The sequence below is a fragment of the Streptomyces sp. NPDC037242 genome, from assembly GCF_055604165.1.
Map to the genome: position 1 here is coordinate 33014 of NZ_JBVJUY010000017.1, position 13415 is coordinate 46428.

At 71.9% G+C, this 13415-nt stretch carries 13 protein-coding genes; 4 read left to right on the forward strand and 9 right to left on the reverse strand.

Annotated elements, in window-relative coordinates; translation table 11 throughout:
• Positions 1-3 precede the first annotated feature (3 nt).
• The 5 genes from ACZ7GJ_RS21005 to rimP form a co-directional block, all read right to left on the reverse strand.
• Positions 4-297 carry a DUF503 domain-containing protein gene (locus ACZ7GJ_RS21005; protein ID WP_030651158.1) on the reverse strand — a complete coding sequence of 98 codons (294 nt, stop codon included), beginning with the start codon at positions 295-297 and terminating at the stop codon, positions 4-6.
• Positions 298-457: 160 nt separating this feature from the next.
• Entirely contained in the window at positions 458-3586 is a 3129-nt protein-coding gene (infB, locus tag ACZ7GJ_RS21010; protein WP_470753670.1) for a translation initiation factor IF-2, read from the reverse strand.
• Positions 3587-3733: 147 nt separating this feature from the next.
• Complete coding sequence (locus ACZ7GJ_RS21015; protein WP_365917416.1) at positions 3734-4021, reverse strand: YlxR family protein; 288 nt, start codon at positions 4019-4021, stop codon at positions 3734-3736.
• Positions 4022-4199: 178 nt separating this feature from the next.
• Positions 4200-5222, reverse strand: coding sequence for a transcription termination factor NusA (nusA, locus tag ACZ7GJ_RS21020; RefSeq protein WP_470753672.1), 1023 nt, complete (start codon positions 5220-5222; stop codon positions 4200-4202).
• A 2-nt stretch (positions 5223-5224) separates the two neighbouring features.
• Positions 5225-5722, reverse strand: a complete 498-nt coding sequence (rimP, locus tag ACZ7GJ_RS21025; protein WP_470753674.1) for a ribosome maturation factor RimP — start codon at positions 5720-5722, stop codon at positions 5225-5227.
• 156 nt (positions 5723-5878) lie between these two features.
• Here rimP and ACZ7GJ_RS21030 point away from each other — a divergent pair, with 156 nt between their 5' ends.
• The 4 genes from ACZ7GJ_RS21030 to ACZ7GJ_RS21045 are packed head-to-tail and all read left to right on the forward strand — an operon-like array spanning position 5879 to position 8751.
• Positions 5879-6445 carry a hypothetical protein gene (locus ACZ7GJ_RS21030; protein ID WP_470753676.1) on the forward strand — a complete coding sequence of 189 codons (567 nt, stop codon included), beginning with the start codon at positions 5879-5881 and terminating at the stop codon, positions 6443-6445.
• Entirely contained in the window at positions 6442-6882 is a 441-nt protein-coding gene (locus tag ACZ7GJ_RS21035) for a ferritin-like domain-containing protein (protein WP_470753677.1), read from the forward strand. Before ACZ7GJ_RS21030 ends, ACZ7GJ_RS21035 begins: the two co-directional genes overlap by 4 nt.
• Before the next feature lie 45 nt (positions 6883-6927).
• The gene (locus tag ACZ7GJ_RS21040; protein ID WP_470753678.1) at positions 6928-7830 is read left to right on the forward strand and encodes an aminoglycoside phosphotransferase family protein; all 903 of its coding nucleotides are present in this window, start codon (positions 6928-6930) and stop codon (positions 7828-7830) included.
• Between the two features lie 42 nt (positions 7831-7872).
• Positions 7873-8751: a slipin family protein gene (locus ACZ7GJ_RS21045; RefSeq protein ID WP_470753680.1), complete on the forward strand. Its 879-nt coding sequence runs from the start codon at positions 7873-7875 to the stop codon at positions 8749-8751.
• Positions 8752-8774: 23 nt separating this feature from the next.
• Here the strand turns inward: ACZ7GJ_RS21045 and ACZ7GJ_RS21050 are convergent, their stop codons facing one another.
• From ACZ7GJ_RS21050 to ispG, 4 genes are all read right to left on the reverse strand, one after another.
• Complete coding sequence (locus tag ACZ7GJ_RS21050; RefSeq protein WP_470753682.1) at positions 8775-10469, reverse strand: proline--tRNA ligase; 1695 nt, start codon at positions 10467-10469, stop codon at positions 8775-8777.
• A 44-nt stretch (positions 10470-10513) separates the two neighbouring features.
• Positions 10514-11083 (reverse strand): GNAT family N-acetyltransferase, encoded by a 570-nt coding sequence (locus ACZ7GJ_RS21055; RefSeq protein ID WP_470753847.1) that lies wholly within the window; start codon positions 11081-11083, stop codon positions 10514-10516.
• A 103-nt stretch (positions 11084-11186) separates the two neighbouring features.
• Positions 11187-12032, reverse strand: a complete 846-nt coding sequence (locus ACZ7GJ_RS21060) for a GNAT family N-acetyltransferase (RefSeq protein ID WP_470753685.1) — start codon at positions 12030-12032, stop codon at positions 11187-11189.
• Positions 12033-12199: 167 nt separating this feature from the next.
• Positions 12200-13357, reverse strand: a complete 1158-nt coding sequence (gene ispG / locus ACZ7GJ_RS21065; RefSeq protein WP_365917425.1) for a flavodoxin-dependent (E)-4-hydroxy-3-methylbut-2-enyl-diphosphate synthase — start codon at positions 13355-13357, stop codon at positions 12200-12202.
• Positions 13358-13415: the final 58 nt, after the last annotated feature.

Consider the following 13415-nt stretch of genomic DNA (forward strand, 5'->3'; position numbering starts at 1 on the left):
CAGTCAGTCTTCATCACCGTGCAGCCGCCGTCGTACCGACAGCAGCTCCACTTCCGGACGCGCCGCGACCAGCCGCTCGCAGCGGTCCAGTACGTCCGAGAGGAACCCCGCGTCCCCACTCACCAGAGCGACCCCTATACGGGCCCTGCGGTGCAGGTCCTGGTCGCCCACTTCAGCCGCGCTCACGGAGAACTTGCGCTGGAGCTCGGCCACGATGGGCCGGACGACGGAGCGTTTCTCCTTCAGCGAGTGAACGTCGCCGAGGAGCAGATCGAAGGACAGAGTCCCCACGTACATGCAGTTCCGGATATCCCGCCGGTGCGGGTTCGGTGGCCTGCCGGCCGTCGCGCGGCAGGGTCACCAGAACCGTACACGCAACGGCCGGGGCCGATCGACGGATATTCCGCCGACCGGCCCCGGTGTTACGAGTTACGACACGGTGCGAACCGCCTCGCGCTTACGCGCGGGGCTTCTCGCGCATCTCGTACGTCGCGATGACGTCGTCGATCTTGATGTCGTTGTAGCTGCCGAGGTTGATACCGCCCTCGAAGCCTTCGCGAATCTCGGTGACGTCGTCCTTGAAGCGGCGCAGACCGGAGATGTTGAGGTTCTCCGCGATGACCTTGCCATCGCGCAGCAGGCGCGCCTTGGTGTTGCGCTTGACCTCGCCGGAGCGGATGAGGACACCCGCGATGTTGCCCAGCTTGGACGAGCGGAAGATCTCGCGGACCTCCGCCGTACCGAGCTCGACCTCTTCGTACTCCGGCTTGAGGAGACCCTTCAGGGCCGCCTCGATCTCCTCGATGGCCTGGTAGATCACCGAGTAGTAGCGGACGTCGACGCCCTCACGGTCCGCCATCTGCGCGGCACGGCCGGCCGCACGGACGTTGTAACCGATGACGATGGCGTCGGAGCCCATCGCCAGCGAGATGTCGGACTCGGTGACCGCACCCACACCGCGGTGCAGGACCCGGATGTCGACCTCTTCACCGACGTCGAGCTGGAGCAGCGAGGACTCGAGAGCCTCGACCGCACCGGACGCGTCGCCCTTGATGATGAGGTTGAGTTCCTGGACCAGACCGGCCTTGAGCACGGAGTCGAGGTCCTCGAGGGACACGCGACGGACGCGCTTGGCGAAGTTGGCGTTGCGCTCACGCGCAGCACGCTTCTCGGCGATCTGACGGGCCGTACGGTCCTCGTCGACGACGAGGAAGTTGTCGCCGGCGCCGGGGACGTTGGTGAGACCCAGGACCAGGACGGGGGTCGACGGACCCGCTTCCTCGACGTTGTTGCCCTTGTCGTCGAGCATGGCGCGCACTCGGCCGTAGGCGTCGCCCACGACCATCGTGTCGCCGACGCGGAGGGTACCGCGCTGGACGAGGACGGTGGCAACGGCACCGCGGCCGCGGTCGAGGTGGGACTCGATCGCAATACCCTGAGCGTCCTGCTCCGGGTTGGCGCGCAGGTCGAGCGAGGCGTCGGCGGTGAGGACGACGGCCTCGAGCAGGGAGTCGATGTGCAGACCCTGCTTGGCGGAGATGTCGACGAACATCGTGTCGCCGCCGTACTCCTCGGCGACCAGACCGAACTCGGTGAGCTGACCGCGCACCTTGACCGGGTCGGCACCTTCGACGTCGATCTTGTTGACCGCGACGACGATCGGGACGCCGGCGGCCTTGGCGTGGTTGAGCGCCTCGATCGTCTGCGGCATGACGCCGTCGTTGGCCGCGACCACGAGGATCGCGATGTCGGTCGACTTCGCACCACGGGCACGCATGGCGGTGAACGCCTCGTGACCCGGGGTGTCGATGAAGGTGATCTTGCGGTCTTCGTCGTTGACCTGGGCGCTGACCTGGTACGCACCGATGTGCTGCGTGATGCCGCCGGCCTCGCCCGCAACGACGTTCGTCTTGCGGATGGCGTCGAGCAGTCGGGTCTTACCGTGGTCGACGTGACCCATGACGGTCACGACCGGCGGACGCGCGACGAGGAACTCCTCGCCACCCTCGTCCTCACCGAACTCGATGTCGAAGCCCTCGAGGAGCTCGCGGTCCTCTTCCTCCGGGCTGACGATCTGAACGACGTAGTTCATCTCGCCGGCCAGCATCTCGAGCGTCTCGTCGGAGACGGACTGCGTGGCAGTGACCATCTCGCCGAGGTTCATCATCACGGCGACGAGCGACGCCGGGTTGGCGTTGATCTTCTCCGCGAAGTCGGTGAGGGACGCACCGCGCGACAGGCGAACGGTCTCGCCGCCACCGCGCGGCAGCATCACGCCGCCGACGGACGGGGCCTGCATGGCCTCGTACTCCTGGCGCCTCTGACGCTTCGACTTGCGACCACGACGCGCCGGACCGCCGGGACGGCCGAACGCACCCTGCGTGCCACCACGGGCACCGGGACCGCCGGGACGACCACCGAAGCCGGGACGACCGCCGCCACCGGCACCGGCCGGACCGCCACCGAAGCCGCCGCCACCGGGACGCGGGCCGCCGAAGCCGCCACCGCCGCCGGGACGCGAGCCCGGACCGGCCGGACGGCCGGCGAAGCCGCCGCCCGCGGGACGGCCTGCGCCGCCGCCGGGACGGGGACCGCCCGCACCGGGACCACGGCCACCGGGGCCGCCACCGGGACGGGGACCGGGACCACCGGCAGCGGGACGCTGCGGCATCATGCCCGGGTTCGGACGGTTACCGCCGGGAGCACCACCGGGACGCGGGGCGCCGCCCTGCGGACGGGGCATGCCGCCCGGGGTCGGGCGGGCGCCGCCCTGGCCCTGCGGACGCGGGGCGCCGCCGGGGCCGCCCTGCGGACGGGGAGCACCCTGGCCGCCGCCGGCGCCGGGGGCACCGGGACGGGGAGCACCGGCCGGACGGGGCGCCTGCGGGCGCGCCATGCCGGTGGAGCCACCAGAGGTGAAGGGGTTGTTGCCCGGACGGGGACCGGCCGGACGGGCGCCCTGGGGACGCGGGGCCGAGGCACCGGGTGCACCGGCGGGCCGCTGCGCCTGGGGGGTGGCGCCGGCCGGGCGCGGGGCGCCGGGACGGGCGCCGGCCTGGCCGCCCTGACCCTGCGCCGGACGCTGCTGCGCCGGACGGGGGCCGGGAGCCGCGGCGGCGGGACGCTCGGTGCGCGCCGGGGCGGCGGGAGCCGCCGGAGGCGCGGAGAACTCGGTCGCCACGGGAGCCGCCGGAGCGGGCTTCGGGGCGGCCGGGGCCTTCGGGCCGGGACGCGGGCCGGAGGCGGCCGGAGTCACCGGGGCGGGCGCCGCGGCGGCCGGAGCCTCTGCGACGACCGGCTTGGGGGCCGGTGCACCGGGCTTCGGGGCAGCGGGACGTGCGGGACCCGGGGTCGGGGCCCCGGGCTTTGCGGGCGCGGCGCTACGGGGCGCACCCGGCTTGGCAGCGGACTTGCCGGCGTTGCCGCCGGGCCCCTGCAGTGCGTCGGTCAACTTGCGCACAACCGGCGCCTCGATCGTCGAGGACGCCGAACGGACGAACTCACCGAGTTCCTGGAGCTTGGCCATGACGACCTTGCTCTCAACTCCGAACTCCTTGGCGAGTTCGTATACCCGGACCTTAGCCACTTCGCTCCTTTTAGGTCCGGGTTACGCCGGACCGTTGCTACTTCATGGGCGTACTCATCGCGTACTCATCGAGTGCTCATCGCAATCTCGACCTACTTCCAACTCGCGAGGTACCTGACCGCACGGGGATCCGTGCCGTTCTACGTCTTACGGTGTCGCCCCGGCCTCACCGGCCACGGCTTTGCGCAGTGCCGTCGTGTCGAGTGCTCCTGCGGACCTGAGGGCCCGGGGGAACGCCCGGCGACGAACCGCCTGGTCGAGGCAGACCACGGCAGGGTGCACGTAGGCACCCCGGCCGGGCAGCGTACCGCGAGGATCGGCGACGCATTCGTCGCTGATCGCCACGATGCGCAGCAGATCGCTCTTGGCCGCTCGCTCCCGACACCCCACACAGGTGCGTTCGGGGCATGCGCGGGCTTGCGTCCGGCCAGACACGCCTAAGTCTACCTCCCCGTACCGACCTCACCCCTTCAGGTGATAAATCGAACGGATGTTGTCGTGATCCGTTACGTCGCGGCCTGCCGCCCAAACCTCGGCGGCGGGCGGCCGCGCCCGTTGCAGAACTCAGCTGTGGTACCTGTCTACCGCCCGGGTAGCCCCGTGCGGTACCGGTTTATTCCCCGTCCCGGCCCCGGTCGCGGTCCCGGTCGTCGTCCGGGGCCGTCTCGGTGTCGGGACGGATGTCGATGCGCCAGCCGGTGAGGCGGGCGGCGAGGCGGGCGTTCTGGCCCTCCTTGCCGATGGCCAGCGACAGCTGGTAGTCGGGCACGGTCACCCGGGCGGAGCGGGAGTCCCAGTCCACGACCTCGACCTTGCTCACCCGGGCGGGTGACAGCGCGTTCGCGACCATCTCCGCCGGGTCGTCCGACCAGTCCACGATGTCGATCTTCTCGCCGTGCAGCTCGGCCATCACGTTGCGCACGCGGCTGCCCATCGGGCCGATGCAGGCGCCCTTCGGGTTGAGGCCCGAGCGCGTGGACCGTACGGCGATCTTGGTGCGGTGACCGGCCTCACGGGCGATGGCGCAGATCTCGACGCTGCCGTCGGCGATCTCCGGGACCTCCAGCGCGAACAGCTTCTTGACCAGGTTGGGGTGGGTGCGCGACAGGGTCACGGACGGACCGCGGACACCCTTCGCCACCCGCACGACATACGCCTTGATGCGGATGCCGTGCGTGTACTCCTCGCCGGGGACCTGCTCCTGCACCGGCAGGATGGCCTCCAGCTTGCCGATGTCGACGAGGACGTTCTTGGGGTCCTTGCCCTGCTGCACGACGCCGGTGATGACGTCGCCCTCACGGCCGGCGAACTCGCCGAAGGTCAGGTCGTCCTCGGCGTCGCGCAGACGCTGCAGGATCACCTGCTTGGCGGTCGTCGCGGCGATCCGGCCGAAGTCCGACGGGGTGTCGTCGAACTCCTTGGCCTCCTGGCCCTCTTCCAGATCCCGCGGGTCCTCCGTCGCCCATACGACGACGTGGCCATTGGTGCGGTCCAGCTCCACGCGTGCGCGCCGGAAGCTTCCCTCGGTGCGGTGGTACGCGATGAGGAGGGCCGACTCGATCGCCTCGACGAGCAGGTCGAAGGAGATCTCCTTCTCCCGGACCAGACCCCGCAGGGCACTCATGTCGATGTCCACGGCTACGCCTCCTCTTCCTTCTTGTCCTTGCGGTTGAACTCGATCTCGACACGCGCCTTGGCGATGTCGGTGAATGCGATGCGCCGGGCGGTCGCCTTGCGGCCCTTCACGCCCGGGACTTCGAGGTCCATGCCCTCGTCGTCGATGTCGATGATGCGGGCGATGATTTCCCCGCCCGGCTCCAGCTGGAACTTCACGAGACGGCCGATAGCCCGTACGTAGTGACGGTGCTCGGTCAGCGGGCGGTCCGCGCCCGGCGAGCTCACTTCGAGGACGTACTCGTCCTCACCCATCACATCGGTCTCGTCGAGCAGGTCGGAGACCTCGCGGCTCAGCTCGGCGCACGCGTCCAGCTCCACGCCCTCGTCGGAATCCACGATGATGCGCAGCATCCGGCGCTTGCCCGCCTTGGACGTCTCGATGTCCTCGAGGTCCAGGCCCTTGGCGGCGACGAGCGGCTCCAGCAGTCCGCGCAGCCTGTCGCTCTGGGTGGTGCTCATCCGGGTGACTCCTCGGCCGCGTGTGCTGTTGTGGTTTCCGTCGTGCGTCAGGTCAAAGGGTATCCGGTCGCGGAGGGTGTTGCCGTCCGCCCTGTGGACAGGGCCCCGGGTACGGTGATCACACCCTGCCCCCGCCATCACCCCGAGGACGTCCCCGTGCCCTGGACCATGCCTTTGAGGCCCTCTCGAAGGAGCCTGCTCGCCGGCGCCGCCGGCGCGGCCGGCGCCGTGCTGCTCACCGGCTGCTCCGAGGGGAGCCCGGCCGACGAGGACTTCGGGATTCCACTCGAACGGCGGATGCGCGAGACGGCTGTTCGTGACAGCGAGCGGCTGCTGGAACGTTACGACGCGACCACCGCCGCCCATCCGGCGCTCGCGCAGCGCCTCGCCCCGCTGCGTACGGCGGTCGCGGCGCACGCCGCCGCCCTCGCTCCGGCGGGTCGGGGCTCGGGCGCCGGCTCGGACGCCGGTACGGCCGGGAAGGCCTCCGGCGCGCCCGCCGGTACGGCCGCGCCTGCCGCGGCGCCGAGCGGCGAGCCCGTGCCCCCGAAGCCCGCCGACGCCCTGACCGGGCTCGCGGACGCCGAGCGGAGCCTGGCCGAGGAGCGGACCATCTCGCTGGCGGGCGCCCCCGGGGAGCTGGCCCGGATGCTGGCCTCGGTGGCCGCCTGCGGCCATGTGCACGCGTACCTGCTGACCTCGACCCCGGGAGACCCCGCGTGAAGCCCGAGCCCTCCCCCGCGAACCACCCCCTGGAGGCCGCGCAGTCGGCACTCGCCGCCGAGCACGCGGCCGCGTACGGCTACGGCGTGATCGGCGCCCGGGCCGCCGCGGCCCGCCAGGGCGAGGCCCGCGAGGCGTACGGCGGCCACCTGGCCCGCCGCGACGCGCTGGCCCGCGCGGTGCGCGAGATGGGCGGTTCGCCCCGGTCGGCGGAAGCCGCGTACACCCTGCCGTTCACGGTGCGCACGCCCGCCGACGCCGAGCGGCTGGCCGCCGAGATCGAGGACCGGGTGGCGGGCGCGTACTCCGATCTGGTGCGTGCGGCGGAGGGCCCGCTGCGCCGCGAGGCGGCCGACGCGCTGAGCGCCGCGGCCTTGCGGGCCGCACGCTGGCGCGGTGTCGGCGTAGCCTTCCCTGGGCTCACGGAAAAGCGCTGATCGGAGCGCGATGAGCGCCGCACAGCTGAAAGGGAACACGCACGCATGGCTTTCGAACCGCCGCAGCGGCTTGTACGGGCGCTCGGCGAGACGCCGGAATCGGCCGAGGACACCGACTGGCTGGGGCAGTTGCCCGGCTTGGCGGAGGCCGCGCTGGCCCGGCGTGACGTACGCGCCCAGCGGGTGCAGGCCCCCGGCGGCCGCAGCAGCCTGGTGCTGCTCGTCCGGTACGCCGACGGGACCCCGGCCGCGCTGAAGCTGGCCCCGCCGCACGCCCGCCCCGACCGGGAGCTGGCCGCGCTGGCGCACTGGGCCGGCTTCGGGGCCGTACGGATCCTCGACTCGCGGCACCACGCGGAGGACGGCGGGCTGCTACTGGAGCGGCTGCACCCCGAGGTGTCCCTGCGGTCGCTGCCCGAGGCCAAGGCTCTGCTGGAGGCCAGCGGGACCCTGCGAAGGCTGTGGGTGGCCGCGCCGGAGGGCCACGCCTGGGAGACGGTGGCCGAGCGCACCGCCCGACAGGCCGAGGCCCTGCGCAAGGCCGAGCCGGAGGCCGCGGCGCTGGCCGCCGTCGCCCTCGCGGCCCGCGAGGAGCTGACAGCCGTACCGGGTGAGGAACTGCTGCTGCACGGGAACTTCCGTCAGGGCAAGGTGCTGGCGGGCGACCGGGCGCCGTGGCTCGCGGTGGGGCCGGACCCGCTGGTGGGCGAGCGGGCGTACGACCTGGCGCGGCTGGTCCGGGACCGGCTGGAGGACCAGGTCGCCTCCTCTGCGGGGCCGGCGGGAGCCCGGCGGCGGGTGAACAAGCTGGCCGACTCCCTGGAGGTGGACCGGGACCGGCTGCGGGGCTGGACGCTGTTCCGGGCGGTCGAGTCGGGGAACCGGGCCCTGGCCGCGGGACGGCGGCAGGACGCGGAGCTGCTGCTGGAGTTCGCGGGCTGGCTGTAGGGCATACCGTAGGTACGTAGGTATGTCCGGCAGGGGGCCGTCATGGTCGAAGAACTGCTGACAGCGGCAATCGCCGCCGGTGTGGGCGTCGTGTTCTACGTGGGCGCCGCGGCCCGGGTGGTGAAGCAGTACGAGCGGGGCCTGGTCTTTCGCTTCGGTCGGCTTCGGGAGAGCATCCGGGGGCCCGGTTTCACCGTGATCGTCCCCGGTGTGGACCGTCTGCGGAAAGTGAACATGCAGATCGTGACGCTGCCGGTGCCGGCCCAGGAGGGCATCACCCGGGACAACGTCACCGTGCGCGTGGACGCGGTCGTGTACTTCAAGGTCGTCGATCCGGCGAACGCGATCGTGGCCGTGGAGGACTACCGCTTCGCCGTGTCGCAGATGGCGCAGACCTCACTGCGGTCGATCATCGGAAAGTCGGACCTGGACGACCTGCTCTCCAACCGGGAGATGCTCAACCAGGGTCTGGAGCTGATGATCGACAGCCCGGCCGTGGGGTGGGGCGTGCAGATCGACCGGGTCGAGATCAAGGACGTGTCCCTGCCGGAGACGATGAAGCGGTCGATGGCCCGGCAGGCGGAGGCGGACCGCGAGCGGCGGGCGCGGGTGATCAACGCCGATGCGGAGCTCCAGGCCTCGCACAAGCTGGCCGAGGCCGCCGCGGTGATGTCCGACCAGCCCGCGGCGCTCCAGCTGCGGCTGCTCCAGACGGTGGTGGCGGTCGCGGCGGAGAAGAACTCCACCCTGGTCCTGCCGTTCCCCGTGGAGCTCCTGCGCTTCCTCGAACGCGCCACGCCGCCGGCCGCAGCGGCTTCGGAGCCGGGGCCCGGGCCAGAGCCCGGGCCGGAGCCCGGGCCCGCGCCGTCGGCTGCTCCGGACCCGTACCCGGACCCGGACCCGGAGCAGCCGCGCGGGTAGAACGCCCCCGGTCGGCCGCGGGCTCAGGTCAGGCGGGCGAGGGCCTCCGCGAGCGGGAGCTCCTCACGGGTGCCCGCGGCGCGGTTCTGGAGCTCGACCACCGACTCCGCGGAGCGGCGGCCCGCCACCAGGATCCACGGCACGCCGATCAGCTCCGCATCCGTGAGCTTGACCCCCGGGGAGAGCCCCGGCCGGTCGTCCAGCAGGACCCGCAGGCCCGCCGCGGCCAGGGCGCTCGCCGCCTCCTCCGCCAGCGCGAGGGGCACGGCCTTGCCCGTCGCGACCACGTGCACGTCCGCCGGGGCCACCGCCGCCGGCCAGCACAGGCCGCGGTCGTCTGCCGTCTGCTCGGCCAGCGCCGCCACCGCCCGGGAGACGCCGATGCCGTACGAGCCCATCGTGACGCGGACCGGCTTGCCCTCGCGCCCGAGCACGTCGAGACCGAACGCGTCGGCGTACTTGCGGCCGAGCTGGAAGATGTGGCCGATCTCGATCGCCCGGTCGAGGCGCAGGCCGGAGCCGCAGGAGGGGCAGGGGTCGCCGGGCTCGACGACCACCACGTCCAGGTACTGGTCCACCTCGAAGTCCCGCCCGCAGACCACGTTCCGGGCGTGCGTGTCGGCCTTGTTGGCCCCGGTCACCCATGAAGTGCCGGGCGCCACACGGGGGTCGGCGAGGTAGCGGACCTTGTCCAGGCCCTGCGGGCCGACGTAGCCCCGTACGAGGTCCGGCCGGTCGGCGAAGTCCTCCGCCGTCACCAACTCCACCACGGCCGGGGCCAGGTGCTCGCCCAGCTTGCCGAGGTCGACCTCGCGGTCCCCGGGCACGCCGACGGCGACGATCTCGCCGTCCACCTTCACCAGGAGGTTCTTCAGCGTGGCCGACGCCGGTACGCCGAGCAGTGCGGCCAGGGACTCGATGGTCGGGGTGTCGGGGGTGTCGAGCTCCTCGACCGGGCCGTGTTCGCCCTCCACCGGGGCCAGGGCGAAGGTCACCGCCTCCGTGTTCGCCGCGTAGTCGCAGGAGGGGCAGTCCGCGAAGGTGTCCTCGCCCGCCTGCGCCGGGGCCAGGAACTCCTCCGAGGCCGATCCGCCCATCGCCCCGGACACCGCGGACACGATCCGGTGGTCCAGGCCGAGCCGCTCGAAGATGCGTACGTAGGCCTCGCGGTGGAGCCGGTAGGACTCCGCCAGGCCCTCGTCGCTCACGTCGAAGGAGTAGGAGTCCTTCATCTGGAACTCGCGCCCGCGCAGTACGCCCGACCGGGGCCGCGCCTCGTCCCGGTACTTGGTCTGGATCTGGTACAGCATGACCGGCAGGTCCTTGTAGGACGTGCACTGGTCCTTCACCAGCAGGGTGAAGATCTCCTCGTGCGTGGGTCCGAGGAGGTAGTCCGCGCCCTTGCGGTCCTTGAGCCGGAACAGCAGGTCACCGTACTCCGACCAGCGCCCGCTGACCTCGTACGGCTCCTTCGGCAGCAGAGCCGGGAGCAGCACCTCCTGGGCCCCGATCGCGTCCATCTCCTCGCGGACGATGCGCGAGACGTTGTCCAGGACCCGCTTGCCGAGCGGCAGCCAGGTCCACACCCCGGCGGAGCTGCGCCGGACGTACCCGGCGCGGACCAGGAGGCGGTGGCTGAGGGTCTCGGCGTCGGCCGGATCCTCGCGGAGGGTCTTGGCCAGGAGGCTGGACATGCGCTGAACGTGTTGCGTCGACATGGGACGCGAGGCTACCGGGGGTCGCCCGGGCCCCGAAATCGAATTCAGCGCCTGGTCAGCGGCAGCTGTGCGCCCATGACGGCGTACGGGAGGCTCGCGCTCGGGAAGTGGACCTGGCGGGCGAGGTCCGTGTAGCCGAGGGCGCGGTAGAGCCCGCGGGCCGGGCTGTCGGTGTCGATGGCGGAGAGGATCGAGCGCGGCTCGTCGGCGCCGTCGGTGATCCGGGTGATGAGCGCGCGGCCGACGCCGTGGCCCTGGAAGCCGGGGTGGACGTGCAGTTCGGTGATGACGAAGGAGCCGTCGAGCCAGCCGTCGTGGCCGCCGGCCCGCAGGTAGGGCTCGACGACGGTGGACCACCAGTGGGTGCGGTCGTTCGGCATTCCGTAGACGAAGCCGGCCAGCGCGTCGTCCTCGGTGAAGGCGCCGAGCGCGCGGGCGCCGCGGCAGGTCATGTGGCGCTGGACGATGTAGCGCCGGATGCCGACCTCCTCCTCGCTGAGCCCGAAGGCCAGGGCCTGCACGCGCAGGGCCTCGTCCACGCGGCGGGCGAGGTCGAAGGGCCCGATGCGGAGTCCGGCGGGCCGGTCGGGGTCGTCGACCCCGGGCGTAGGCATCATGCGGGTGACCTTACTTGGCTGCCCCGGCCTGCCGGTATGCCCCGGCGGCGAGGCATCCCCGTCCGGGCCGGCCCGGTCGGGTCCGGCCCGGTCGGGGGTTCTAGAAGAGCACGCTCATGAACGCGCCCACCTCGCGGAAGCCGACGCGCAGGTATGCCGCCCGCGCGGCGGTGTTGAAGTCGTTGACGTAGAGGCTGACCACGGGCGCGACGTCCCTCAGCGCGTACTCGACCACGGCGGCCATCCCGGTCTCGGAGTGGCCGCGGCCGCGGAACTCGGGGGCCACCCAGACGCCCTGGATCTGGCAGGCGCGGCGGGTGGCGGCGCCGATCTCGGCCTTGAAGACGACCTTGCCGTCCTCGATGCGGGCGAAGGACCGGCCGGTGGAGACGAGTTCGGCGACCCGGGCCTGGTAGAGCAGTCCACCGTCGCCGGCCATCGGGGAGATGCCGACCTCCTCGGTGAACATGGCCACGCAGGCGGGCATGATCAGGTCCATCTCGTCCTTGCGGATCCGGCGGACCAGCGGGTCGGGCCGGACCTCGGTGGACGGCTGCTCGGTGACCATGAGCGGCTGGTGGGAGCGGACGTCGCGGGCCGGTCCCCAACTGGGCTCCAGGAGCTGCCACAGCAGCCTGGTGGCCTCGGCGGGGCCGACGATGGAGGAGCAGCGTCTGCCGGTGCGGCGGGCGCGGTCGGCGAAGGCGCGCACGGCGCCGGGTCCGGCGCACACGGGGACCAGGTTGGCGCCGGCGTAGCAGAGGGAGCGCAGCTCGCCGTCGGCGTACCAGCCCCACATCTCGCCGCCAAGGCGCCAGGGGTCGAGTCCGGCGACCTGGACCCGCGAGGTGACGAAGGCGTTCTCGACCGGCTCGCGTCCGAGGATTTCGAGCGCGGCGTCGAGATCACTGGGCTCAAGGACCCGGGTCGTGGTCTGCGTCAACACTGGGGCCTCACCATGCAAGTCTGCTGATCTCCGAACTGTACCCGCAGCGGTCGGCGGATGCCGTGCTCCCCCGGTCACGAAAAGGCCCCGGCCCCGCCCGCGAGCTGCGGGAACGGGGCCGGGGCGAAGTGCAGGGCCCGGGCCGGTGGCCGAGGGCCGTGACGGGGTCAGACGCCGATGGCCACCGTCGGCTCGCCGGACATGACGCCGTCCTTCTCCATCTGCTCGGCGATCTTCATCGCCTCTTCGATGAGGGTCTCGACGATCTTCGACTCGGGGACGGTCTTGATGACCTCGCCCTTCACGAAGATCTGGCCCTTGCCGTTGCCGGAGGCGACGCCGAGGTCGGCCTCGCGGGCCTCGCCGGGGCCGTTGACGACGCAGCCCATGACCGCGACGCGCAGCGGGACCTCCATGCCCTCAAGGCCCGCCGTGACCTCCTCGGCAAGCTTGTAGACGTCCACCTGGGCGCGGCCGCAGGACGGGCAGGAGACGATCTCCAGGCGGCGCGGCTTGAGGTTCAGAGACTCCAGGATCTGGGTGCCGACCTTGATCTCCTCCACCGGCGGGGCGGAGAGGGAGACGCGGATGGTGTCGCCGATGCCCTCGGAGAGCAGCGCGCCGAAGGCGACGGCGGACTTGATGGTGCCCTGGAAGGCCGGGCCGGCCTCGGTGACGCCGAGGTGCAGCGGGTACTCGCACTGGGCGGCCAGCTGGCGGTAGGCGTTGACCATGACGACCGGGTCGTTGTGCTTGACCGAGATCTTGATGTCGCTGAAGCCGTGCTCCTCGAAGAGGGAGGCCTCCCACAGCGCGGACTCGACCAGCGCCTCGGGGGTGGCCTTGCCGTACTTCTTGAGCAGCCGCGCGTCGAGCGAGCCGGCGTTGACGCCGATCCGGATCGGGGTGCCCGCGTCCTTGGCGGCCCGCGCGATCTCCTTGACCTTGTCGTCGAACTGCTTGATGTTGCCCGGGTTCACGCGGACGGCCGCGCAGCCGGCGTCGATCGCGGCGAAGACGTACTTCGGCTGGAAGTGGATGTCGGCGATGACCGGGATGTTCGACTTCTTCGCGATCACCGCGAGCGCGTCGGCGTCGTCCTGCGTCGGGCAGGCGACGCGGACGATGTCGCAGCCGGAGGCGGTCAGCTCTGCGATCTGCTGGAGCGTCGCCCCGATGTCGGAGGTCCGGGTGGTGGTCATCGACTGCACCGAGATCTGTGCGTCGCCACCGACGGCCACGGAGCCGACCTGGATCTTGCGGCTGACCCTGCGGTCGGCAAGCTTCGTCGGCACGGCCGGCATTCCGAGAGAGATGGCAGTCATCTGCTGTGCAACCCCAAGGTGTGGATCAAGGCCCGAGATCGGCGGGCTCCAGCCTTCG